This window comes from Streptomyces sp. NPDC050433 (genome assembly GCF_044458565.1).
In the GTDB taxonomy this organism is placed as follows: Bacteria; Actinomycetota; Actinomycetes; order Streptomycetales; family Streptomycetaceae; genus Streptomyces.
On sequence record NZ_JBITIB010000023.1, the window covers coordinates 46,915 to 71,702 of the forward strand.

Sequence of the window (24,788 nt, forward strand, 5' to 3'; positions counted from 1 at the left end):
CTTGCCTTCAGACAGTGGAACAAGCGAAGGGCGGACCCGCTTCCCTGTACGGGAAGTGAGGTCCGCCCTCGCGAGAAACCGATCGAAATCGCTCTACGGGTACCGAACTACTCGGCGACCGGAACGATGTTCACGACCTTGCGGCCACGGCTCGTACCGAACTCGACCGCTCCGGGGGCGAGCGCGAACAGCGTGTCGTCGCCACCACGGCCCACACCCGAACCGGGGTGGAAGTGGGTGCCACGCTGGCGGACGAGGATCTCACCGGCGAGCACGACCTGACCGCCGAAGCGCTTCACGCCGAGCCGCTGAGCGTTCGAGTCGCGCCCGTTACGGGTGGACGATGCGCCCTTCTTGTGTGCCATGTCTCCTCAGTCCCTTACTTCTTCGCAGCCGCGGGAATAGCGGTGACCTTGATCGCCGTGTACTGCTGGCGGTGACCCTGACGACGGCGGTAACCGGTCTTGTTCTTGTAGCGAAGGATGTCGATCTTCGCACCCTTGTGGTGGTCCACGACCTCGGCGGTGACCTTGATGCCGTCCAGGACCCACGGGTCGCTGGTCACGGCGTCGCCGTCGACCACGAGCAGGGTCGAGAGCTCGACCGTGTCGCCAACCTTGGCAGTGGGAATCTTGTCAACCTCAACGATGTCGTCAACAGCAACCTTGTGCTGACGACCACCGCTGCGCACGATGGCGTACACGCGGATCTCACTCTCGCTCGAATCGGGTACTCCTGAAGCCAGCCGCCGCATCCGGATGGGACGAGCGGCCTCCGCCGACGGCGTCGAGGACAGCCACCGGCAGGTGAGGTGCTCAGGAGCAGGCGCGCACAGAGACACGCCGACGGTCAAGAGTACGGGGCGGCTGGGTGGGGGGTCAAACCAGGTACCTGTTGCCTGCGGCAGCCGCCGCAGGCCGGCCCCTGAGTACGCCACCGCTCGCCACCGAGTGGGCCACGCGCGAAAGCCACCCGCTCCAGCAACCGGGCCTCGAAATCGAGGCTTTCATCTCATACCGCCCGCAGCGACTCATTCGCGATTCTCCTGATTCGCTTTGTCCTGCCTTCACGGCTCAGGCAGTCGAGAACGTCTGGGATCCGGACAGATTCTGCAATCTTCAATTGCAACCAGTCCGACCACCCGTGGATAGAATCGCGTACGGTCGTCATCGAAATGCTTTCCGACCTGAAATCCTCAAGGATTCCGAGCTCCGCGGATCGCCGACTCGCAAAAACTTTGTGTTCATCACTGAGGATATCGACCCATTTGATGCGCCTGGTTCTATCAATACGCTCCAGGACCGATACAACGACGGCCGAAACCAAGGCTGATTCCGGCTCTTCCCTGAGAGCCTCATGGAGGAGGTCGAGCATTGCTTCATCTGACACAGCCGTACGATAGACCTCCCAACGAGCATGTTCATCGGATTCGTCCACCGTACGAATCTGGAGCGCCTCGGCCAGCCGATCAAACGCGAGACCCACTATTTGCATCCATCCGTGTTCTGCCGGTGCTGAGCCATGTCGGAGCGGATTGATTTTCGGATGTGAGAGAGGTTTGCCTCCACGACATCCCTTTGCTTGGAGGTCAGTTCGGGCGAGCCCTTGACGGGCTTCCCGTTCTGCCCGATCTTCGTATCTTTGCCGCCGCCGTAGACATGAGCGTGAGGCGGACCGTGATCATTCGAGTAGATGACGATCCGGATGCCACTTTGGTTCACAATGCGCCCTTTAGCGCTATCCCCACCCGCGTTGTGCACCAGGACCGGCAAGTTACCCGCCAGCACATAGTACGTGTGCTACGCGGACCCCTCTACCTGCTTTTTCGCAGGTCAAGCGCAGTTTGTTGGTCCGGTGAAGTGCGTGGGTGTCCGTGGTTGTGCGGGGTTGTTGCCGTCGCTACTGCCGTCACGTGGCTCAGCCCAAGTAGGGGCTTTCGCGCTGTTCCAGGAAGTGCTGGAGCCTGAGCCATTGAGTGTGGTGCATCGGCAACTGCTCGATCTCTTGCGGCGGTACGAACCTGAGCTCGGTGGACTCGTCGGAGATTGCCAGCCGGCCGCCGGTGATGCGGGCGGTGAAGCAGACGTTGAACTGGCGGCGGACCTCGCCGTCGGTGTAGGCGATGATGTGTTTCGGGTCGGTGTAGCTGCCGACCAGGCCAGTGATCTCGACGTCGAGGCCGGTCTCTTCCTTGACCTCGCGGACGGCTGTGCCTGGCAGGGAGTCGGTGAAATCCATGCCGCCTCCGGGCAGGGCCCACAGGTCGTTGTCGCGGCGGCGCTGGAGGAGGATCCGCCCGTGGTCGTCGGTGACGACGGCGGACGCGGCGACAACCATGCTGTTCGGCTTGGGCGCGTTCGGGTCGTCGTAGTACTCGGTGCGGGCCACGGTCAGCCTTCCTCTCGTACGGGGGTTGCCGTCGCCCACACGGCGTTGAAGCTCTCGGCGTAGGTGTCGAACATGCCGCCTGTCTCGTGTCGGCGAAGATGCCATATGGGGGCGGCGTACGCGTTGACGCCCCAGACATGGGCGTTGACGAGCTGCTGGTCGTCGGCGCGATAGAGGGAGTTGTAGAGCGTGGTTTCGTGGGAGCGGACTTCGATGCCGGGAGTACCGGCGAGCGGCCTGTAGTGCATGAGCGCGAGGCGGCAGCGAGACTCGATGCCGTGCCCGAACCGCTCCTCCTTGCCCCGGGCTTGGACGGTATCGCTGTCGGCGTCCCCGATCGCGATGCGGACGGTGCAGCCTTCGGCGGCGCGTTCGGTGAGGAGTTCGTTCAGCCGCGGGTACGCCTCGTGGAGGAAGACGGCCGCGTAGACGAGGATATCGATCCGCTCCCCGGCTTGGGCCATCAGGTCGGTGAACGCCGAGACGGGGAGGTCGGCCCGCTGCTCGTAGAGCGCCACCAGCTCAGGGCTGATGGCGCGGGCGGGGCGGGCCTGGCGGAGCGCCGGCCAGAGTGCGTGCACGTCTTCTCCCAAGGCCTTGGCCGCCTGGAGGGCGGTGGCACGACGTGGGATACGCCCGAGGTTCACCCAGCGCTCGACCGACTTGGGGTCGACCTCGACCTGCTGAGCGAGTGCGGCGTACGTCCAGCCTCCCGCCGCCATGACGGCTCGTAGTCTCTCGTTCGGCACGAGTCTCCCTCTTCGTCTCAGGACGGCACTAGGGACGTTCTACACGGTGCAGGACGTCCCGAAGTGGGGTTTGGCGGAGGTTCCTGCGTCCCGGTGACCGGCGTGAGGATCGGTGCCGACCCTGCGACACCAACAGGCCCGGGGGCACGCATCAACGCCGCCGAGGAGCGTCACCGTGCGAATGAGTGCCAGCCCATGTGTTCCCGCCCTGCGACTGGACACCCGGTCCCGCGCCGCCTCGCAGGGGTGGTCACGATGACGGCCCCCACCTCTGATGGCGACGGGCACACCGTCTCGCCCGATGCCGGCGCCCTGGTGGTCGACCGGCGGAGCGGCAAGGTGGGCGTGGTGATGGGGCATACGGGGCCGTACGTGCAGCTTCGGCCAGCGCACGGTGGCCGGGAGTGGGACGTGCCGCCCGAGGACGTACGTACGCCGACTCCGACGGAGGAGTTGAGTGCGAAGGTGGCCGTGGCCAACCGGAGGTGGGGACGGTGACCCCTCGCTCGGTCCTGCGCTACGAGACCTGGACGCTTCAGCCCGATCAGCACCGCGACCGACAGCGCAAGGAACGTGAGGCAGCGGGGACGGAGTGGAAGGACAGCCGCTATGTCTTCACCCGCCCGGACGGCGCTCCGATCGAAGGGGCCACCCTCACCCGGCACTTCAACACCCTGCTCCGCCAGGCAAAGCTCCGCCGCATCCGGTTCCACGACCTCCGCCACTCGACGGCGACCCTCCTCCTGGAGCAGGGAGTGGAACTCGTCGTGATCAAGGAGCTGTTGGGCCACGCCCACATCGGCGTCACCGCCACCGTGTACGCCCCCGTCAGGATCCGCCTCCAACGCGACGCCATCGCCCTCCTCGGCCACGCGCTCCGCAACCCCGCCGAGATCACCGGCAAGCCCGACGACGGCGACGAACCACCCCTCGTCGGAGCCGCCGTCCGCTGACGTTGCCGTCAACTACTGCCGTCACCCCACGCTGAAGCCCCGCCAGGACGCACCTGGCGGGGCTTCAGGTTTGCGGTCGCTCACTCCGATCCGGCCCGTATCAGACGATCACGACGCACCCCAATCCGAATCGGCTGCGGGAGCGCACGCACTCGCTTATCCCGTTACCAGCTCACGCATTCGCGCGATTAGATCAAGAGATCCGAGGTCTCCCGACAGCCGAACGAGCCGCTCGTAATACTCCTTGCTAATCGACAACTCGTCTTCGTAAATCCATGAGCACATCGTGTCGAAAGCTAAGGCGAACTCTCCGGCCGCCAGAAGGTCTCGCACGTCAACTGCGACTGAAGGCGCAGTGATGGGAGATTCCTCTAGCAGCGCTTCGATCTTGGCGGCGTACTCTACGGCTTCCACTGCGCCTCCAGTCAGGGTCGATACGGGAAGCCGGTCACAATTCGGCCCGTTGCAGGTTCGTAAATGACCCTGATGTTCACGCCGTCCACTACTCCTTCAACCTTCCACCGTGACGGATCCCCGTTCCTCGTGTACAGGGCTCCAGCTCGCCCTGTCTGCTGCGTTCTGACGCTGTTAGGACTGGTCGCCACATCGGCAATGCCGTCGAGGATCTTGTCAGTGTCCCAGGCGCGCGGAAACACGGTCTTTCCAGGCTGTCCCGGCCACTTATGGCCACCACCCGTTCTGTCACCGTGAATGATGTGGAACTGCTCTTGCCCGCCAATCAAGTCACGTCCGACGCCAGCGCAATTGCTGTTGTGAACGAGAACCGGCATCTGACCAGCGACCACATAGTACGTGTGAATGTCGTTGACGGTGAGGTCGTGGGTGCGCTGTCGCTTCTTGTAGTGGCGAACCTCGTCGACTTCCACACCCGCCTTGGCGGGCGTACGCAACTCCATGCCGGGGCGGATGTCGCCGGCGTTGATCCACTTCTTCTCGTCCAGCGACCAGAACGGGTGGGTGTCCGTGGCGACGATCGTGGCCTGCTTGCCGTTTGCGTCGACCGTCAGCTCGGTGAAGGCCTTGTCATCCTCGGTGAGGATTGTCTCGATGACTTCTTTGGGTTTGGTCTCGCCGGTGTCCGGGTCGGAGGCGACAACCCTGTCGCCCTCTTCGACATCTTCGATGTTCTTGGTGCTTCCGTCTGCTAGAAGCACCTTGGTGCCGGGCAGGAAGCTGTGAGGCCTCGCACAGGAAGAAGGCGCGTCTCCATCGACTTTCTTGCCGCCCTTGACTCCGCCTTTCGCCGCCTTCAGCAGCTTGAACACCTTGAGGAAGGCAACGTCCGTGCTTGCCTCAGCGCAGCCGGACACAGAACCGGAGCCGAAGCACTCACCCCAAGATTCAACATCGGGGAGGAGCAATGAAGTCAGCGCGGGCGCCACGAATTTCGTGTAGAAATTCTGCGGCTTCTTCCTGTTGTAGAACTTGTTCGACCAGCCCTGCTTATAGCTGTAGCCCTGGGCCTTTGCGCGCCACGACCATATCGTCGTGGTGGCCAATGCCTTATGGCTATTGCCGACGTATCCCTCGTGGCGATAGCTCCAACCACCGGCCGAGTCGACGAACCATCCGCCGGCGTAGCCGCCTCCCTCGTCGTTGTATGTGTATTCGGTTCCTCTCTCCGTCTCGTAGCGATGGTCGTTGTAGTCCGCCCCGCCCGCCGGCCCGTCCGGCCGCAAGCCCGTCGCGTCCGAGAACGACACCGGGTTGTTGTTCCCGTACGTGTAGCCGTGTGTCTGTTGCGGGTCCGCCAGGTCGAGGATCGGGTCCACGCTGATGAAGCGGCCGATCGGTGGGTCGTATTCGCGGGCGCCCAGATGTGTCAGGTCCGTCGTCTTGTCGATCGTGCCGCCCACGAAGCCCTTGTCGCCCGCCCAGGTCGGGGGCTGCGTTCCGCGTGGGGCGCCGAAGATCGTCGTTTTGCGGCGTGTGATCGCCTGGGTCGGGTCCGCCGTGATCTGGGTGGTCGCCGTGCCGTGGTGGTCGCTGAGCAGGAACGTCAGCTTGCCCCCCGTGCGCATCGCGACCGTCTGCTCGCCCGCCGCGTAGTAGCGGGTACCCGTGACCTTGCCGGCCTTGTCCAGGTGGAGTTCGTTGCCGCCGGGCAGGTAGAGCGTGGTGCCCGTCGCGTCACGCCGGATCATCCGCTCGCCGGCCGTGTCGTAGACGTACGACGTGGTGTCCGTGACCTTCGTGACCGAGCCCAGGTGGCCCTCGTCGTCCCACACGAAGGTCTGCTTGTCGGCGTTGCCGATCTTGCGGGTCTCCGTGTTGCCCGCCGCGTCGTACGTGTACGTCTCCGTGCGCGGCACCGTGCCCGTCTGGGTGACCGACGGGAGGTTGTGCTTGCCCGCGTCGGGGGCGGCGTACGTGCGGACCGTGTCCGTCGTGTGCTCGGTTTCGGTCTTGCGGTTGCCCACCGCGTCGTACGCGTACGTGGTCCAGTACGCGTCCGGGCCGCCGACCACCGAGGAGGAGGGGGCCGCCGCGCAGGTCGTGCCCGTGTTCGTCCAGGCCTCCGTGATGCGGCGCAGTTGGTCGAGCGCGAAGCACTGCGTGTCCGTCGTGCGGGTCACATCCTGGCCGTACGCCGTCGCGATCTGTTTGATGTTGCCCGCCGGGTCGTACGTGTACGACGTGTCCTCGACGCGCTGCGGAGCGACCTCGCGGTCGATGTAGCTGCGGGTCAATTCACTGGTGTGCTCGTCGTACTCGCTCGCCACCGAGATCGACTGGGCGAAGGCGCCCATCTTCTGGATGATTGCGCGGCCGTAGTGGTCGTACGTGACGTCCGAGACCAGCGCGTCCGCACCCGCGCCCACCGTGTCCAACTGCCCATGGACCGGTGTGTAGGTGTTGGCGACCCGCTCCGCCGGCAGCCCGCCCATCGCCGGCTGCTCGGTGCGCGCCACCTGCCCGCTGATGGGGTTGTAGCCGGTGGTCCACTTGTAGGTGCCCGCCAGCGCACCCTCGTTCGCCGGGATCGTCATCTGCGTGAGGATCGGCTGGTAGAAGGCGTCGTACGAGGTGACCGCGGTCTCGTAGGCGTTGGCGCCGACGTGGCGCGTGGTCTTGGCGACCTGGCCCTTGCCCCGGGACGCCGTGTCGTACGACCACGTCGCGAGCGTGGTCGTCCCCTTCTTGAGTGCGGTCTGCCGCCCGAGGTCGTCGTAGTCGGTGTGCAGCGTGATGCCACGCGCGTCGAGCGTGTCGGTGGCTCGGTCGCCCTTGTCGTACGTCGTGGTCGAACTGCCCTTGTCCGGGTCGGTGTTGGTGGTCTGGCGACCCCGGATGTCGTAGCCGTACGTCCACTTGGCGCCGGACGGGTCCGTGACCTCCGCGAGACGGCCCTTCTTGTCGTGCGCGTAAGCGGTGGTCTGCGAGGTCGTACGTTCCGCGTCCGTGTACTGCTTCAGCTCCGTCGTACGGCCCAGCGCGTCGACCACCGTCGTGGTGGCTGTGGCGCCCTTCGGCGGCACGACCGTCGTGGTGTCGCCGGTGTACGACGTCGTCGTGCGCTTCGTCTCGTCCGTGAACTTCTTGGAGATGACGTCGGTCGGGCGTCCCGCGCCGTCGAAAAGGGTCTCGGTGTGCGCCGGGTACTTCGTCTCCTGGCCGGTGACCAGGACCGGTTCGGCGGGCCCGGTCGCGTAATACGTACCGGAGGAGCGGTCCGCGAGTCCGCGGGTGTCGTGGAAGCTCTCGGTGATCAGCCGGCCCGAGCGGTCCGGCGACTCCTCCTGCGTCTGTCTCGGCCGCAGCAGTCCGTCATAAAAGGCATAGCTGGTCGCGTATTTGGCGTCGTGGGTGAGCTTGGTGGTGGTGACGACGTTGACGTTGTCACGGCGGATCAGATAGGCGAACGAGTAGTTCGGGGAGTCGGGGTTGGTCGCCGCCGCACGGTTGGGCAGCCAGGTCTTGGTGACGCGCCCGAGCGGGTCGTAGACGCTCGTGGTGACCCGGTCGTTGGCGTCGGTGACCGTCAGAGCCTGGGCACGCAGCGGGTCCAGGGTGGTGGTGACAGTGTGGCCGAGCGCGTTGGTCACGGCGACGGTGGTGGGCACCTCACCGGTGGCGGGCGTGTGGACGGTGCTGGTGACCTTGCCGTACGCGTCGGCTTCCGCCAACTGGCGGCCGTACTGGTCGAAACACAGCTCGTCCTTCGCCGCCCCGCACGTGCTGGGCGTCGAGGTGACGGTGTCGTAGCCGTCGCCCTTGCCATTGATCCGCTCCGTCTTGGTGACGTCACCGTCGGTCGGTGCCGCTCCCAGCGCCAGTCCGTCGTAGTACGTGCGTACGTCGTCGATCACGTCGTCCGGGCGGCTGACCGCGGCTCCGCAGGCGGCGGCGACGGTCTCCGAGCGCGACACCTTGTCCAGCAGCCGGCTGGTCGTGTTGCGCGCGTACGTCGTGGTGGTGCACTGCTCGTCGCCGCTCTTGGCGGTGTCGCCGAGCGCGGAGACGCTGGTGACCATGCCGTACGAGTCGAACTCGCGCGTGGTGCGGACGGTGCGTGTGCCGCCCGCGACGGTGGTGCGGGTCTCCTCCGCCTCCGTGCCGGTGAGATACGCCTCAAGATCCGGCAGCCCGGTGCGGGCACGGGTGGCGGTCTTCGCCGAGCGCCACGGGGTGTACGACACCGCGCTGACGAGCGAACCGCCGTCCCCGTTGTAGGTGGCGCTCTCGCGCTGTACCCCGGCGAACTGCTCCCGGTCGGTGACGGCGTCGCCTGCCGAGTTCTTCACCTCGGCGCCGTCGATGCCCCGGAAGTAGCGCGTCTCGCTCAGGAACCGGGTATCGGCACCGGCGCCCTTGCGGGTCTCGACCCGTCCGTATCCACGGGAGAGGGAGTACGTACGGTCGGCGGCCTTGGTGAACTCGTCGGTGCTCTTCGCCCATTCGGCGCCGCCGAGGTAGTCGTACTCGGTGACGGTGTCGGGGGTTTCCGCGAGGTTGTCGCCCTCGTAGACGCGCTCGACGACATAGGAGTTGAACCAGTCCTGTTTGGCGGTCTCACCTTCAAAGGCCCACTTGACCGGGTAACAGCGCGTGCTGTTGGAGTCGTCCGTCGGCGGCAGGCTCGTGGCGGTGCAGTCGGGGTCCCGGTAGTCGACGGCTATGGTGCCGCCGGACTCGGTGGTGATCTGGTAGAGCCGCAGCCGGATGAATGGGGCGAGACCGTCGCCGAGTTTGTCGACCCTGTTGGGCTTCTGCTGGCCGGCGAAGGTCACCGAGGGCAGTGCGCTGCTGCCGCCCGCCTTGCCGGTGCGGGTGATGGACTCCAGCCACATCGGGGTGGAGATGCCGTCGCCCGCCGCGGGGAAGCCCTGCTTGAGCGACCACGAGTCGACGTCCTTGTACGCGCCTGCCGTGAGCACCTTGGTGGTGATGGTGGTCAGCCGCTTCTTCGACCAGAAGGTGGGCGAGTACTTGTCCTTGCACTCGGCGCCGTCCTTGCAGTACTGGTCGAACGGCACGTCGGGCCAGTTCTTGGCGTTCGCCTCGTCGAACGTTCCGCAGTCGACCAGGCACCGCTCCTCCACACCGAAGTGGACCTGACCCGCGGCCTTGGCGGAGAAGAGGCTGCCCGCACGCAGACCGTAGTCGATGTGGTCGAGGTAGGCGCCACGGACGTAGTCGGTGGCGGTGGAGTCGCCAGTGGTCTCGGAGACGTTGCGGCCGTAGTTGTTCTTCTCCGTCTTCCAGTGGTACGTCATCGCGTTGCCGTGCACGTCGACCACGTAGTCGAGCTGCCAGCGCCACGCCTGCTGGCACCACGCGGACGCGAAGGAGGAGTCGTAGCAGGGCTCACCGGTCTGGTTGCCGAACACCGGGGCGGTGAGGACGGAGTTGGTGAGCGGGTCGTCGGCGGCGGTGCCGTTGTCGCTCCAGCCCGGCAGCTTGTTCAGCCCGAAGAAGTACTGGGTGCCGTCGGTGGTGGTGATCTTCCAGTGCTCGCCCGAGCCGCCCTCGCCCTTGGAACCGGCGGTGCCCTTGTCGGCGTTGTCCGCGCCGGTGAGCTTCTCGACCTTCTCGCCCGCGTCCTGGGCGGGGTGCCAGCCCTTCTCGCTGTCGTGGACGAGTTCGGTGGACTTGCCGCCGAGGTTGAGTACGGCGTTGTCGTTGTACCAGCAGAGGTCGCCGACCTTGGTGGTGTTGGTGGCGTCCGTCTTGTCGTCGTTGCACGCCTTGTAGCGGCGCTCGATGTATCCGGGCTCGTACGACCAGCCGTCGCCTATCCAGGACGGCTGGTTGTTCGAGGCCGCCGTACGGCCGTCCACCGTCTGGGAGTTGTAGCCGAGGCCGACGGAGGGCTGGAGTCCGCCAGGGACGGCGGGTACGCCGATGGGGTAGGACCAGTTGAAGGCGCCGGTGGACCCGCCGGCGCTCCATGTGCCGGACGGCTGGAGCGAGGTCGCCTTGTAGTCGCCCGAGGGGCCGGCAGCTTCGGCGGCGGCGGCGAGCACCGTGGCTCCGGCACCTGAGACGTCGACGGTGACCGTGAGGCGGCCGGACGTGGTTTCGTTGTCCGTGGCGAGCGGCTTGCCCGTGCGGCAGGCAGCCTTCTGAGGGGTCGTCAGCACGCAGGCGGGCAGCTCGGCCAGCCGCAGCCGGGAGGCCCAGTCACCGCCGTACGCACCGCGGAAGGACGAGTAGTCGACCGCGACACGCGCCTTGCCCGTCCCGGCGGCGCCGTCGGCCCGGCTGACGCTGAGCAGCAGGCCGTCGACACCAGCCGCGTCGGTGGCGGTGCGGTCGGCAACAGCGACCTTCACCTTGGTGAGCTTGGTGAGCTTGGCCGCCTTGCCTGTGGAGGTGGCCGCGACCGAGACGGGGAGCGAACCCGCCTCGCGTACGGCGCCCTTGGCCGCTGGCCCGGTCAGGTCGACGGTCGCCGACCCGGCTCCCGGCCAGGTGACCTTCGGGGTTTTCCAACGGTTCGACGCGGCGGCGTCGGCGCGCTTGGTGCCGCCGATTCCGGCTTTGCGTACGGGTACGGCAGCGGGCTGCTTCAGGGCGGAGAGCGACGTGCCGGAATCCGCCTCCGCCACAACTGCCGGGGCTGCGGACAGCATTCCGGCCATCACCGAGGTGGCCAGTACGACCACCCATCCCCGCATGCCGAAACGGCTCACGCCCCACCCCTTGCGTAATGTCAATAGTGACCGACGGACAGTAACAGCACAGGTGAAGGCCGTGTCAACAGATCTTCACAAGTCATAAACAGCACAAAGTAATTGCTTCCCGACATGGCCATGAATGCCCAGCCTCCCTCCATCCGATTTGCTGGAAACTCAACACACTTGACCCACTTGAAGATGTAAAGGGTCTGCAACGGCGGGCCATTCACGAGCGAACCGCCGAACGAAACCCACCCCTGGCCGGAGTTACAGCGCGTCGCTATAGAGTCACCGCGCGACAACGCCAAATCAGAGGGGAAGGTGTCGTGCGAACGACAAGCGACGGGCCAAGAGAGAGACATTGGCCGAAACGTGTTCTACCGATCGTCCTCGCCGGGGCCATCATCGCTCCGGCCGCGATAGCCATGCCGGCTACGGCGTCGCCGTCCTCCGCGTCCCCCGGGACATCGCAGTCGGCCGCCGCGGACCCCGTCGCCGACGGTTCGATGAGCGAAGAGGACTACGCGCTCCAGCAAGCCGAAATCACCGGTCAGCCCTACGAGTTGGTGACCGCCCGCACCGAGTCGTCCGACACCTGGGCCCAGCCCGACGGTTCGTTCTCCGTGAAGCGTTATGGCACACCGATACGGATGCTGCGCGACGGGGCGTGGATCGCGACCGATCCGACGCTCGCGCCCGCCACCGACGGCCGGATCTCGCCGAAGGCGTCCACCGTGGCCGTGACGTTCTCAGGTGGCGGGTCCGACGCCCTGCTCACCGGCGTCAAGGACGGCCGCACCCTGTCGCTGACCTGGCCGAAGCCGCTGCCGGCGCCCACCCTGGACGGCAATGTCGCCACGTACGCCGAGATGCTGCCCGGAGTCGATCTCCAGCTCAAGGCGGAGGTGGAGGGCTTCTCGCAGCTCTTGGTCGTCAAGACAGCGACGGCGGCGGCCAACCCCGAACTGGCCTCACTGAAGTACAAGTTGGACACGGTCGGACTGAGCGTTTCGACCGATGCGGACACCGGGAGTGTCACCGCGGTCAACCCCGCCGGTGAGACCGTCTTCACCAGCCCGTCCCCACTGATGTGGGACTCGACCACGATCAGCTCGGACGATCCCCCGGCCGGGGCCCGCACGGCCAAGGCCGGCGCCGCGGCCGAGGAGGAGACACCCGGTGACGTCTTCGAGCCGGCCCCCGGCGCGCAGGACGCGCAGATGCCCACCACCGTCAGCGGCGACACCCTGGAGATCAAGCCCGATCAGGCGCTGCTGACCGGCGCGGACACCCGGTACCCCGTCTACATCGACCCGTCGTGGGCCTGGGGCAAGCGGCAGAACTGGACCCGGGTGTACAAGAAGTATCCGAACACCTCCTTCTGGAACACCAAGGAGGTCGTGCGCGTCGGATACGAGGCGGAGACGAACGGCCTCTCCCGCTCCTTCTTCCAGCTGGACACCAGCAACATCAAGGGTGCCCAGGTCAAGTCGTCGACCTTCCGGGTCAGGAACACCTGGTCCTGGTCGTGCCAGGACAGACCCGTCGACCTGTACCACGTCGGCCCCATCTCGTCCAAGACCACCTGGAACAACCAGCCCGCGCAGCACACCAAGCTCTACACCGTCGACGACTCCAAGGGCTGGAGCAAGGACTGCGCGGCCGGCAATCTGGAGTTCGACGCCACGGACAAGGTCCGTGAGGCGGCGTCGAAGAACTGGTCCAGCGTCAACTTCGGTCTGTACGCGGCGGACGAGACCGACACGTTCGGCTGGAAGAAGTTCGACGCGAAGACCGCGGTGCTGGAGACGAAGTACAACAACCCGCCCAAGACGCCGACCGGTCTGGGCACCAACCCCAAGACCTCCTGCGCGAACGGCGGATTGATCGGCAACACGCGCGTCAGTCTGTACGCGAAGTACGACGACAAGGACGCCGGCAATCTCACCGCCGAGTTCCAGATCTTCAAGTCCGGTTCGAGCACCCCGGTCTTGGACAAGTCGATCCCTGCGGCGAAGAACAAGATCTCCACCCTGGTCGTGCCCGACGTCGACCTGCCGACCGGCAGTTACACCTGGAAGACCCGGACGAAGGACCAGGACGGCGCGTACTCCGGCTGGTCGGCCACCTGCGAGTTCACCATGGACCGCACCCGGCCGAGCAAGCCCCCGGTGATCACCTCGGAGGGCAACAAGTTCCCGCCCGGTGAGAACGGCTGGCCGGCCGTCACCGGGAAGGCCCGCGAGGAGGGCAAGTTCACCTTCGCGCCCAACGGGGTCACCGACGTGGCCCAGTACAGCTGGTACACCGACTACAACCCCGAGGTGCGCGACGCGAAGCCCGGCGTACCCATCACGGTGAAGCCGCCCGGCTACGGGCCACACTTCGTCTACGCCTTCAGCGTCGACAAGGCGGGCAACCGGTCCGACACCGCCACCTACGTCTACTACGCGACGCGTTCGCAGGAGCGCGACGGCCCCGGCGATCTGAACGGCGATGCCAACCGCGACATCTGGAGCATCGACTCCAACGGCACGCTGCTGACGTACGCGGGCCAGGGCGACGGCAGCTTCTCCGCCGCCACCAACGGCGGCGGCACTTCCTTCGCGGGCAGCCAGGTCGACTCGCGCGGTGACTGGGGCCAGGACGGCTACAACGACCTCGTCTCGCTGGAGTACGACGACGTCGACAAGAAGCAGAAGCTCTGGGCCTATCCCAACGACGGCTCCGGTGTCATCACCGACGACTACACGGAGCTGAGCGTCGCCTGCCCCGTGAAGGACCCCGACCTCGGCTGCGACTACGGCGACGAGTGGACCGGCGACGACCACTGGCACAACGCCGAACAGGTCGTGTCCGCCGGTGACATCAACGGCGACACCCAGCCCGACCTGCTGGTCAAGCAGGGCAAACAGCTCTGGGCGTACTACGGCAACCGCGCCACGTACTCCCTCGACGTCGCCCGCGAGCCGGTCCTGGTCGGCAACGGCGACTGGGACAAGTTCACCGTCATCGCCCCCGGCGACCTCAACGGCGACCAGATCGCCGATCTGTGGCTGCGAGAGAGCGCCAACGGCACCATCTGGCGCTCGTACGGCAAGAAGGGCCCCGACGGTCTGCTCGACCCGACGACCTGGGGCAACAGCGCGGGCCGGGTGAAGATCGGCACCGGCTACACCACCGCCGCGTACCCCGCCGTGGGCTCCGTGGGCGATGTCACAGGCGACGGCAAGCCGGACCTCTGGGCCCGCAAGACGGACAACACGATGCTCGGCTGGCCGGGCAAGACACCGGGCACGGACAACGTCTCCTTCGGCGCCTCGTTCGTCATCGACGGCATCACGGGCGGCTCCCGCATCCCGGCGGGCACGACCCTGACCGGCGGCCAGTCGTTCACCTCCCGCTCGGCCAAGCTCACCATGGGCGACGACGGCAACCTCGTGATCACCTCCAACGCGGGCAAGACGCTGTGGGAGACGAAGACGGCGGGCAACGTCGGCGCCAAGGCGATCATGCAGACCGGCGGAAACCTCGTCGTCTACAAGGCGGACGGCAGCACGGTGCTGTGGGAGTCGAAGACAACGGCCCCGGAGGGCTTCGCACTGCTCCAGGACCGCGGCAACCTGGTGATCTACAACGTCAAGGGCCAGTCCCTGTGGAGCAGCGGCACGGCGATCCGGCACGACTACGACGCGGACGGCCGCAGCGACGTCGCGTCTTGGTACGACTACTCGGACGGACATGACGCAATCCACGCGTTCCGGACGAATTCGGACGGTTCCTTCAACGCTCCCGTCACGGCATGGACAAGGAGTGCTGGCGGCTGGGAGTGGAGCCAGATGAAGACCGTGTCCGGCGACTACAACGGTGACGGCATCGATGATGTAGCGGCTGCCTATCAGTACGACGACGGGATCAAGCTCTGGACCTGGATCGGGAAGGGCAACGGCACGTTCAACGAGCCGGTCAGCTCCTGGGCGGGCTCGTGGACCCTGGACCGGATGACCCTGCACACGGGTGACTTCAACGGCGACGGGCGCGACGACCTCGGCGTCTGGTACCGGTACACCGACAGCACCAAACTGTGGACCTTCACCGCGGACTTCGGTGGGAAATTCAACGCACCGTTCAGTTCGTGGAGCACGACAACCTGGGCCGTCAGCCGCAGCAAATTCACTACCGGTGATTTCAACGGCGACGGTCGGGACGATCTCGGCGTCCTGTACGACTACGACAACGACAGCGTCAAGATGTGGACGTTCCTGACCGCCCCGTCCGGCGGTTTCAATCACCCCGTCGAGGCATGGGCCAGTACCGGTTACGGGGACTGGGCCCGCACGGAGTTCTTCTCCGGCGATTTCAACGGCGACGGTCGGGATGATTTCGCCACCTGGTACGACTTCTCCGACGGTCACGACATCGTCCATGCTTTCGCCGGTACCGCGAATGGCACGGTCAAATCCCCCACGGTTCTGTGGGAAGCGGCGGCAGGCCGCTTCTGGCTCTCCGAGATGAAGATCGTGGCCGGGGATTACGACGGGAACGGACAGGACGACCTGGCGGCCATGTATCGCTACAACGACGACTCGACCATCAAAATGTGGACATGGATCACCGGACCGACCGGCACCTTCAACGAACCGACGGCGAGCTGGCAGTCGCCACCCGGAAATTGGTTCACCCGGTCCGAGATCCTCGGTCGATACATCTGAGCCGTCGAATTGATCACCGACGCGGTTCCATGTCTGTCCCGGCGCCCCCTCCGCCGGGACAGGCATGCGCCGACGGCTGATCGGAGAGTCACCCTTACAAGGGCAGCCCGTAGGGTGTCGTGATGGTCTCATCCCTCTCCCAGGAACGCCCCGAAGCCCCCACCGCCACCGGCGGTGCCGTGGAGCGGGATCCGTTCTTCGACAACGCGAAGTACCTGGCCATCGTGCTGGTGGCCGTCGGGCACTCGTGGGAGCCGCTGCCGGACAGTGGGCGGGTGGTCGAGGCTCTCTACTCCTTCGTCTACGTGTTCCACATGCCCGTCTTCATCGTGATCGCGGGCTATTTCTCACGCGGCTTCGACATGAGCCCGAAGCGGGTGTGGCGGCTTTTCACCGGGATCCTCGTGCCGTACGTGATCTTCGAAGTGGCGTACACCCTCTTCCACCGCGCGGTGGAAGATGCCGCGTTCCCGCTGACGCCCACGGACCCGTACTGGATCCTCTGGTTCCTGCCCGCCCTCTTCCTGTGGCGGATCACGACCCCGTTCTGGCAGCTGGTCCGGTGGCCGGTGCCGCTGGCCCTCGCCGTCGCCGCCTTCGCGTCGATGTCGACCGGGATCGGGGACGACCTCCAGTTGATGCGGGTGCTTCAGTTCCTGCCGTTCTTCGTTCTGGGCCTGCGGCTGCGCCCCGAGCACTTCGCGTATCTGCGTCGCACCTGGGTACGGGTCGCGACGCTGCCCGTCTGCCTGGTCGCCCTGCTGGTGGCGTACTGGTCGGTCCCGCGTATGAGCACGTCGTGGCTGTTCAAGAGCTACAGCGCCCGCGACCTGGGCGAGCCGGTCTGGACCGGCGCGGCGATGACCCTGCTCCTGTTCGCCGCCGCGCTGGTGCTCGGCGCGTGCTTCCTGGCGTGGGTGCCGCGCCGTCGGCTGTGGATGACGGCCCTGGGCGCCGGGACGCTCTACGGCTATCTGCTGCACGGCTTCTTCATCCGTGGCGCGCGGTATCTCGGCGGCTACGACGCCCCGTTCCTGGAGACCCAGTCGGGCCGGATCGCGGTGACCCTGGCCGCCGCACTGTTGGTGACGGCGCTGTGCACGCCGCCGGTACGCCGGGTGTTCCGGTGTGTCGTGGAGCCGGGGATGCGATGGGCGCTGCGCCGGGACGAGACGGGGACGCGCCCGTAAACGGGCCCCGGCCCGGAAGTAAGCTCAACCGTCGGAAACTTGCTCGGACATCGGAAAGGCAGCAGCGTGAACTACAGGGTCCAGCCCACCGCCCAGGTCGACGAGACCGCGGTGGTCGGTGACGGCAGCAGCGTCTGGGAGCTCGCGCAGATCCGGGAGAACGCGCGCCTGGGCGAGAACTGCGTGATCGGGCGCGGTGCCTATGTCGGGACCGGGGTCCGGATCGGTGACAACGTCAAGATCCAGAATTACGCGCTGGTGTACGAGCCCGCCGAGCTGGCCGACGGTGTCTTCATCGGACCCGCCGTCGTCCTCACCAACGACCTCAACCCCCGTTCCGTGGACCCCGACGGCAAGCTGAAGCGCGGCTCCGACTGGGAGGCGGTCGGCGTGAAGATCGCGGAGGGTGCCTCGCTGGGCGCCCGGTCGGTCTGCGTCGCGCCCGTACGGATCGGCCGCTGGGCGATGATCGCCGCCGGCGCCGTCGTCACGCAGGACGTACCGGACTTCGGGCTGGTCGTGGGCGTCCCCGCCCGGCGTATCGGCTGGGTCGGGCGCGCCGGTGTGAAGCTCGTGGCGCGGGCCGGGGAGCCCGGTGTGTGGGAGTGCCCCAGGACCGGCGCGCTGCACGACGAGAAGGACGGCGTCCTGACGGAACGCGTGTAGGCACCGGCAAACGACGCGAGGCCCGAACCGCCGTGGTTCGGGCCTCTTCCGGGTCTGCGGAGGCGTCAGCCGCCGATGACGACGCGGCGTACACCGCGCCACGCGTCCGGGTCGGTGGTACGGCGCCCGTCGACGAGCACCGTGACGTCCGGAAGGTCGGCCGGCTTCAGGTCGCGGTACTCGGCGTGGTCGGCCTGGAGCACCGCGGCCGTCACCTTCTGGCCCTCGTGCGGCGGCAGGCCGTGTGCGGTCAGTTCCTCGGCCGTGTACATCGGGTCGGAGACGTACGGCACGGCGCCGCGCGCCCGCAGCGCCTCGACGGTCGGGAAGACACCGGAGAACGCCGTCTCCTTGACGCCGCCGCGGTAGGCCGCGCCCAGCACGAGCACGTTCACGCCGGTCAGGTCGCCGTACGCGGCGGCGAGCAGGTCCACCGCGTATTCGGGCATCGCCGCGTTCGCCTCGCGCGCCGAGCGCACGACGGTGGCCGCCGGGTCGTTCCACAGGTACATCCGGGGGTAGATCGGGATGCAGTGGCCGCCGACGGCGATGCCGGGCTGGTGGATATGGCTGTACGGCTGGCTGTTGCAGGCCTCGATGACCTTCTTGACGTCGATGTCGTTCTGGTCGGCGAAGCGCGCGAACTGGTTGGCCAGGCCGATGTTGACGTCGCGGTACGTGGTCTCGGCGAGCTTCGCCAGCTCGGACGCCTCGGCGGTGCCGAGGTCCCACACGCCGTTCGCGCGGGGCAGGTCCTCGCGTACGTCGAAGTCGAGCACGGCCTCGTAGAAGTCGACGCCGTGCTTGGCCGACGCCTCGTCGATGCCGCCCACCAGCTTGGGGTAGCGGCGCAGATCCGCGAACACCCGCCCGGTCAGGACGCGTTCGGGCGAGAAGACGAGGTGGAAGTCCTCGCCGGGGGTGAGCCCCGAACCCTCCTGGAGCATCGGCGCCCAGCGGGTGCGGGTGGTGCCGACGGGCAGGGTGGTCTCGTACGAGACGAGGGTGCCGGGCTTCAGGCCCTTGGCGATCGCCTTCGTCGCCGCGTCCATCCAGCCGAAGTCGGGCACGCCTTCGGCGTCCACGAACAGCGGGACGACGACCACGACGGCCTCGGACTGCGCGACGGCGGCGGCGGTGTCGGTCGTGGCCGTCAGCAGCCCGGCGTCGACGGTCTGCTTGAGCTTGACGTCGAGGTCGTACTCGCCGGGGAAAGGCTCCGTACCGGCGTTGACCAGCTCGACGACCTTCTCGTTGACGTCGGCGCCGAAGACGCGGTGGCCCTTGGCGGCGAACTGCACGGCGAGCGGCAGACCGATCTTGCCGAGCGCGACTACACAGATGTTCATCGGACTACTTTCCTCTTGAGCCGGGGCAGCAGGCTTCGGACCCGCGCGCGGAGGGACGGTGTCGGCTCCCACAGCGGAGCCGTGGTGATCACCAGTCGCCCCTTGGGATTCACATTGGCCGAGGCACGGTACGGGATGGCGTCGCCCCAGCGGCGGGCGAGCGGCATCGGCAGGCCGCGGGTGCGGACGGGGATCTCGTACGTGGAGCCGGCGACGTCCACGTACACCCGTACGCCCGCTTTGATCCGTTCCGCCGGAAGCGGGATCCGGGCGGTCAGGATGGTGCCGCCACCGCCGTCGGGCTCCGGCACTCGGGTGAACTCCCCGACAGCCTTGTCGAGTTGGTGCCCCTCGGGCAGTCTTCGGGCCGCTGCCTTGTCCGCGCTCTTGGGCATCGCCGTCCGGGCCAGCCGGATCACCGCCGAGTCGGTCTGTCCGCTGATCCCTATCCGTACGGTGACCCTCAGGAAGAGGGAGCCGCCGGTCTGGTCCCAGGCCGCCGAGATCAGCCGGGTGCCGTTGGCGAGCCGGCCGGGGACCGCCTCACCGACCAACTCGTAGCCTCGGTCGGGCAGTTGGACCGCAGGGTCGCGCAGTCCCGGGTAGCCGGCGAAGGCCCGGCCGCCGTCGAGCAGGAACGGCGGCGCGCCGTACTCTGCCTCGTCGGCGATGGCCTTGCCGAGTTCGGCCACGGCCCCGCGCTGGGCCAGCAGAATCCGGACCCGGCGTTTGACGTCGAGCGAGTCGCGCAGCTCGTCCGTCAGATAGTCGTCGGCGAGTTGGGCGATTCCCGCGCACAGTTCGCGCTGCGTCGCGGGGTCGAGCGGCAGGAAGTCGTCCTGGATGAGCTTGGCCAGCTCCCAGGTGAAGTGGCGCTTGAACACGGCGTCACGCCGGGGGCCCGCCTCGATGAGCCCGGCCGTGTGCCGCATGATGCGGGTGGTGCAGTGCAGCCTGGCCAGGTGGTCGGCCCGGTAGGTGATGTTGCTCGCGTCGCCGCGCTTCACCGCGTAGTAGTACGTGTAGTCGCCGAGGACGGAGATCCGGTCGGCCCGGACGCATGCCTCGATGGTGAACGGCTGGTCGCTGCCGACCGGCAGGTCCTCGGGGAAGCGGAGCTTGTGGTTCTCGACGAGCTCACGGCGGAAGAGCTTGGTGTTGGCCAGGGCGAACGGCAGCTCGGAGCCGTACAGACTTATGTCGGGATCGCTCTTCTTGTACATCGCCTGCCGGACGTACCGGCCGTTGGTGCCGACCATCTTGCCGATCACCACGTCCGACCCGTGCTCGTCGGCGCAGGCGACCATCCGCTCCAGTGCCTCTTCACCCAGGTAGTCGTCGGAGCCGACGAAGTAGACGAAACGCCCGGTGGCGACCTCCAGGGCACGGTTGCTCGGCGCCGCGGGGCCACCGCTGTTCTCCTGGTGAATGACCTTGACCGTGTCCGGGTACTCCTTGGCGAACCGGTCCAGTTCGGCACCGCTGTCGTCGGTCGAGCCGTCGTCGACGGCCACGATCTCCAGCCGCCGCAGGCCGATGGTCTGGCCGACGAGCGAGTTCAGGCACTCGGTCAGGTAGGGCATCGTGTTGTACACGGCCACCACAACCGTCACGTCAGGCGTATCACTCATGCCGCCACCCGGCTCGTCGGGATTCCTGCCGTACTTCGGGGGCGGCCCAGAAGCCTGGAGTAGACGCCGTCCAGGACCTCGGCCTGTGCCTCCCAGGTCCATTCGGCGAGCAGGCCCTGGTCCTCGTACACGTCGCGGTACTTCTTGGGGTGGGCGAGGACCGACTTGACCGCGCGGACGTAGTCCGAGACGTCCTCCGCGGTGAAGACCTCTCCCTGCCCGGTCTTCGCGACCATCTCCCCCATCGTCTTCACGTCGCTGACCACGAACGGCAGCCTGGCGTGGGAGTACTCGAAGAACTTGGTGATCAGGGCAATCTCGTGGTTCGGCCAGTGGTGGATCGGGATGACGCCGGCGTCCGCCGCCGAGAGGAACGGCACCACCTGGTAGTGCGGTACGTACGGGAGTATGTGGACGCGCTCGGCCACGCCCAGCTCCGCCGCCCGCACCAGCAGCGATGTCATGTACTCCGAGTTCGGCCGCAGCACCACGAACGCGACATGGACACCGGGCAGTTGCGGAAGTGACTCCACCATGATGTCGAGGCCGCGCTGCGGGGCCGCCGCGCCGCTGTAGACCGTGAGCGGGACGTCGGGGCCGATCCCGCACAGGTCGCGCAGGTCGGGCACCGGTTCGGCGGCCTGCTCCGGGGAGATCTCCGCGTCCGGGGCGTTGAGCACGATCTCGGGGGCGGCGGGAAGGCCGTGCCGCTCGACCAGCATCTCGCCGAGCGTCCCGGAGACGGTGGTGACCGCGTCGGCGTACTTCGCGTACTCGCGCTCGTGCGCGCACTGCGCGATGTGCCAGCGGGGGTGCGGGTTCCACGGCTTGATGCCCGGCAGGAACTCGTGCGCGTCCCAGACCAGTTTGATCTCGCGGCCCTTGCCCTTGGCACGCAGCTTCGCCCGCGCGCCCACGCCTATCATGCGGAAGTCGTTCGCATGTATCAGATCGGGTTCGAGGGCGTCGATGACCTTGCCGTACGCCAGTTCCAGGTCCCACAGGAACGGGTCGAGCCGCCGCCAGGCGCGGTCACCCATCGTGCGCTGCCAGAAAGCGGTCGAGAAACGGTCCAGCGGGGAGGTCATGTCCTTGCGGCGACGCTCCAGCGAGCGTGCCTGACTCGCCCGGAGACCCACCCACTTGCTCAGCACCTTGGAGGCGAGGCGCGGCGGGATCAGCGCCAGTTTCCGCAGCGTGGAGCCCGCCAGCTTCGCCTCGATGAGCCGGAGATTGAGCTCGGCGCGCCACGCCTTCATCCGCTGCTTGCGGTAGGCGGCGAGCGGTCCGGGGCGGTAGGCGAGGGGGGCGCGCAGGATCGCGCGCCGGTACTCGTACCGCCGCCGGTGCATGGGCCCCGGTACATGCAGCAGCCTGACCTCGGCGTCCCCGAGGCGCCAGGTCTGCTCGTTCTTGTTGGGCGACTTGCCGAGGAGGACGACGTCCCAGCCGGCCGCGGCCGCCGAACGTGCTTCCTTCTGGACGCGTGAATCGCCGTTCACGCCGTTGTCGACCAGCATCACGATCCGCCCGCGCGGGCTCTCGTGCCGCCGTGCCACCACGTTGTCAGCCGACATGGCTCGCGGAATCTCCTGTCTCAAAAACCACGGTGCGGCCGTTCGCGGCCGATTCCAGAACGGAAGCTGCCACCTCGACCGTACGAAGGCCCTGCCGCAGCGTGCAGATGTCGTGCGACTCGCCGAGTACGGCGTCGCGGAACAGCTCGTGCTCCACCAGCAGCGGCTCGCGCTTGGGGATGGCGTAGCGGATCATGTCGCCCTCGGCCACACCGCGGAAGGCGCGCAGCGCCTCCCACTCGGTGGTCACCGCCGCGTTGGAGTAGAAGGTCAGGTCGGCGGTGAGCGTGTCGGCGATGAAGCAGCCGCGCTCGCCGGTGACCGAGGTGAAGCGCTCCTTGAGCGGGCTCAGCCAGTTGACCAGGTGGTTGACCATGGTGCCGTCGGAGAGCCGGCCCACGGCGGAGACCATGTCCTCGTGCGGACGACCGCTCTTGGAGACCGTGTGGGCGGAGATCGAGGTGTACGTCTGGCCGGTCACCCAGCCGGTCAGGTCGATGTCGTGGGTGGCGAGGTCCTTGACCACGCCGACATCGGCGATCCGGTGCGGGAACGGTCCCTGACGGCGCGTCACCACCTGGTACACGTCGCCGAGTTCACCGGCCTCCAGCCGGGCGCGGAGGCTGCGCAGCGCCGGGTTGCAGCGCTCGATGTGGCCGACGCCGGCGACGAGGTCGCGGGATTCGAAGGCCTCGACCAGCCGGCGCGCGCCCTCGACGGTATCCGCCACGGGCTTCTCGATGAGTGCGCCGACGCCGGCCTCGGCGAGCTGGAGTCCGACCTCCTCGTGCAGGGCGGTCGGGCAGGCGACGACGGCGTAGTCGACGCCGAGCGCGAGCAGTTCGTCGACGGTGGCGAGGACGGGCGCGCCCTGCGCCAGTCCGTTCTTGTCGCCGAGCGGGTCGACGACCCCGACGAGCGTGACGCCGTCGAGACCGGCCAGTACGCGTGCGTGGTGGCGCCCCATCGAGCCCAGGCCGATCAGGCCGGCGCGCAGTCCAGCGGTGGTCACAGCGTCTCTCCCAGCTCGTTCACGGCGGTCGCGATCCGCTCCAGGTCACCCTCGGACAGCGAGGGGTGCACGGGAAGCGAGACGACCTCGGCAGCCGCCCGCTCGGTCTCCGGCAGGTCCCAGTTGCGTCCGGCCTTCTGGTCCGGCTCCCAGAACGGCCGCAGCCGGTGGATGGGGGTCGGGTAGTACACGGCGTTGCCGACGCCCGCCTCGGTGAGCCTGGCCATCGCGGCGTCGCGGTCACCGGTGATCCGGACGGTGTACTGGTGGTAGACGTGGTGCGCGCCATCGGCGACCGGCGGCGTCACCACACCGGGTGCGGTGATGTTCTCGCTCAGGTACGCGGCGTTCGCGCGGCGCTGCTCGGTCCAGCCGGCGAGCTTGGTGAGCTGTACGCGGCCGACGGCGGCGGCCACGTCGGTGAGGCGCATGTTGGCGCCGACGATCTCGTTCGCGTACCGCTGCTCCATACCCTGGTTGCGCAGCAGGCGCAGGGTGCGGGCGACCTCGGCGTCGCCGGTGGAGATCATGCCGCCTTCGAGGGAGTGCATGTTCTTCGTGGGGTAGAAGCTGAAGGTGCCGCCGGAGCCGAAGGCGCCGACCGGCGTGCCGTGCAGCGACGCGGCGTGCGCCTGGCAGGCGTCCTCCACGACGGCGAGCTTGTGCTTGTCGGCGATGGGCATCAGCTTGTCCATCGAGGCCGGGTTGCCGTACAGGTGGACCGGCATGATCGCGGCGGTGCGCGGGGTGATCGCGGACTCGACGGCCGCCGGGTCGAGACCGAAGTTGCCGGGCTCGATGTCGGCGAAGACGACGTCGGCGCCGACGAGCCGTACCGCGTTGGCGGAGGCGGCGAACGAGAACGACGGCACGATGACCTCGTCGCCAGGACCGATACCGAGAGCCAGCAGCAGCAGGTGGAGCGCCGAGGTGCCGGAGTTCACCGCCACGCAGTGGCGGCCGTCGACGAGTTCGGCGAAGCCTTCCTCGAACGCGGCCACCTCGGGGCCCTGGACGACCCGGCCGGTGCGCAGTACGCGGACCGCGGCCTCGATCTCTTCCTCCCCGATGACCGGGCGGGCAGCGGGGATGGGCTGCACTTCACTGCTCGACATGGACGTCGTCCTCCTTGAAACACCGCGAAAGCTCTGTGCGGCAGAGATCAGGAGTGCAGCGGTCGTCTCACGAGGCCGCGTGTACCCCTACGGCGCGATGGCCGACGCCCTGCCGAGGAATGTGGGACCGCTGTCCCTGTACGGGCCGGTCCCCGACCGCAGGTTCCGGGCGGGGACTGTCGACGGCGGGGACCACCAGTCACATTATCAGGAATTTCCGACAGAATTTCGGGGGTGTTAACCGCCAATGGCATCAGTCCCGAAACAGAAAGGCCCGTGCCCGCCACTGGAATCCAGAGGCGGG

General features: G+C 67.3%; 17 protein-coding genes and 1 pseudogene. 5 read left to right on the forward strand and 13 right to left on the reverse strand.

Annotation, left to right across the window (positions count from 1 at the left end; genetic code table 11):
- Positions 1 to 107: 107 nt before the first annotated feature.
- The 6 genes from rpmA to ACIBLA_RS26155 form a co-directional block, all read right to left on the reverse strand.
- Positions 108 to 365, reverse strand: a complete 258-nt coding sequence (gene rpmA / locus ACIBLA_RS26130; RefSeq protein WP_363242380.1) for a 50S ribosomal protein L27 — start codon at positions 363 to 365, stop codon at positions 108 to 110.
- Positions 366 to 379: 14 nt separating this feature from the next.
- A complete protein-coding gene (rplU, locus tag ACIBLA_RS26135; RefSeq protein ID WP_147873018.1) occupies positions 380 to 703 on the reverse strand; it encodes a 50S ribosomal protein L21 in 324 nt (107 codons plus the stop codon).
- Positions 704 to 1,011: 308 nt separating this feature from the next.
- The gene (locus ACIBLA_RS26140) at positions 1,012 to 1,437 is read right to left on the reverse strand and encodes a hypothetical protein (protein WP_399200060.1); all 426 of its coding nucleotides are present in this window, start codon (positions 1,435 to 1,437) and stop codon (positions 1,012 to 1,014) included.
- A 47-nt stretch (positions 1,438 to 1,484) separates the two neighbouring features.
- A complete protein-coding gene (locus ACIBLA_RS26145) occupies positions 1,485 to 1,787 on the reverse strand; it encodes a DUF4160 domain-containing protein (protein ID WP_363242382.1) in 303 nt (100 codons plus the stop codon).
- Positions 1,788 to 1,917: 130 nt separating this feature from the next.
- Complete coding sequence (locus tag ACIBLA_RS26150) at positions 1,918 to 2,388, reverse strand: NUDIX domain-containing protein (RefSeq protein ID WP_363242383.1); 471 nt, start codon at positions 2,386 to 2,388, stop codon at positions 1,918 to 1,920.
- A gap of 2 nt (positions 2,389 to 2,390) precedes the next feature.
- Positions 2,391 to 3,110 (reverse strand): helix-turn-helix transcriptional regulator, encoded by a 720-nt coding sequence (locus ACIBLA_RS26155; RefSeq protein WP_363242455.1) that lies wholly within the window; start codon positions 3,108 to 3,110, stop codon positions 2,391 to 2,393.
- A gap of 282 nt (positions 3,111 to 3,392) precedes the next feature.
- Between ACIBLA_RS26155 and ACIBLA_RS26160 the strand changes: the two genes are divergently transcribed.
- Together ACIBLA_RS26160 and ACIBLA_RS26165 are read left to right on the forward strand one after the other, a co-directional pair.
- Positions 3,393 to 3,635, forward strand: a complete 243-nt coding sequence (locus tag ACIBLA_RS26160; RefSeq protein WP_399200061.1) for a hypothetical protein — start codon at positions 3,393 to 3,395, stop codon at positions 3,633 to 3,635.
- A 50-nt stretch (positions 3,636 to 3,685) separates the two neighbouring features.
- A pseudogene (locus tag ACIBLA_RS26165) lies at positions 3,686 to 4,090 on the forward strand (tyrosine-type recombinase/integrase); the annotation flags it as partial.
- A 156-nt stretch (positions 4,091 to 4,246) separates the two neighbouring features.
- Here ACIBLA_RS26165 and ACIBLA_RS26170 read toward each other — a convergent pair.
- Complete coding sequence (locus ACIBLA_RS26170) at positions 4,247 to 4,504, reverse strand: MafI family immunity protein (protein ID WP_363242385.1); 258 nt, start codon at positions 4,502 to 4,504, stop codon at positions 4,247 to 4,249.
- Between the two features lie 11 nt (positions 4,505 to 4,515).
- Positions 4,516 to 11,247, reverse strand: coding sequence for a polymorphic toxin-type HINT domain-containing protein (locus tag ACIBLA_RS26175; protein ID WP_399200062.1), 6,732 nt, complete (start codon positions 11,245 to 11,247; stop codon positions 4,516 to 4,518).
- 491 nt (positions 11,248 to 11,738) lie between these two features.
- Here ACIBLA_RS26175 and ACIBLA_RS26180 point away from each other — a divergent pair, with 491 nt between their 5' ends.
- The 3 genes from ACIBLA_RS26180 (at position 11,739) to ACIBLA_RS26190 (ending at position 17,800) form a co-directional block, all read left to right on the forward strand.
- Entirely contained in the window at positions 11,739 to 15,944 is a 4,206-nt protein-coding gene (locus ACIBLA_RS26180; RefSeq protein WP_399200063.1) for an FG-GAP-like repeat-containing protein, read from the forward strand.
- 122 nt (positions 15,945 to 16,066) lie between these two features.
- The gene (locus ACIBLA_RS26185) at positions 16,067 to 17,134 is read left to right on the forward strand and encodes an acyltransferase family protein (RefSeq protein ID WP_399200064.1); all 1,068 of its coding nucleotides are present in this window, start codon (positions 16,067 to 16,069) and stop codon (positions 17,132 to 17,134) included.
- A gap of 66 nt (positions 17,135 to 17,200) precedes the next feature.
- Positions 17,201 to 17,800 (forward strand): acyltransferase, encoded by a 600-nt coding sequence (locus tag ACIBLA_RS26190; RefSeq protein ID WP_363242389.1) that lies wholly within the window; start codon positions 17,201 to 17,203, stop codon positions 17,798 to 17,800.
- 65 nt (positions 17,801 to 17,865) lie between these two features.
- Here the strand turns inward: ACIBLA_RS26190 and ACIBLA_RS26195 are convergent, their stop codons facing one another.
- Genes ACIBLA_RS26195 through ACIBLA_RS26215 form a run of 5 tightly spaced genes read right to left on the reverse strand, consistent with a single transcriptional unit; the run spans position 17,866 to position 24,484 of the window.
- Positions 17,866 to 19,149: a nucleotide sugar dehydrogenase gene (locus ACIBLA_RS26195; RefSeq protein ID WP_363242390.1), complete on the reverse strand. Its 1,284-nt coding sequence runs from the start codon at positions 19,147 to 19,149 to the stop codon at positions 17,866 to 17,868.
- Positions 19,146 to 20,780 (reverse strand): glycosyltransferase, encoded by a 1,635-nt coding sequence (locus ACIBLA_RS26200; RefSeq protein WP_363242391.1) that lies wholly within the window; start codon positions 20,778 to 20,780, stop codon positions 19,146 to 19,148. The genes ACIBLA_RS26195 and ACIBLA_RS26200 overlap by 4 nt, the downstream gene beginning before the upstream one ends.
- A complete protein-coding gene (locus ACIBLA_RS26205; protein ID WP_363242392.1) occupies positions 20,777 to 22,357 on the reverse strand; it encodes a glycosyltransferase family 4 protein in 1,581 nt (526 codons plus the stop codon). Before ACIBLA_RS26205 ends, ACIBLA_RS26200 begins: the two co-directional genes overlap by 4 nt.
- Positions 22,347 to 23,369 (reverse strand): Gfo/Idh/MocA family oxidoreductase, encoded by a 1,023-nt coding sequence (locus ACIBLA_RS26210; protein ID WP_363242393.1) that lies wholly within the window; start codon positions 23,367 to 23,369, stop codon positions 22,347 to 22,349. The genes ACIBLA_RS26205 and ACIBLA_RS26210 overlap by 11 nt, the downstream gene beginning before the upstream one ends.
- Positions 23,366 to 24,484 (reverse strand): DegT/DnrJ/EryC1/StrS family aminotransferase, encoded by a 1,119-nt coding sequence (locus ACIBLA_RS26215; RefSeq protein ID WP_399200065.1) that lies wholly within the window; start codon positions 24,482 to 24,484, stop codon positions 23,366 to 23,368. Before ACIBLA_RS26215 ends, ACIBLA_RS26210 begins: the two co-directional genes overlap by 4 nt.
- Between the last annotated feature and the right edge of the window lie 304 nt (positions 24,485 to 24,788).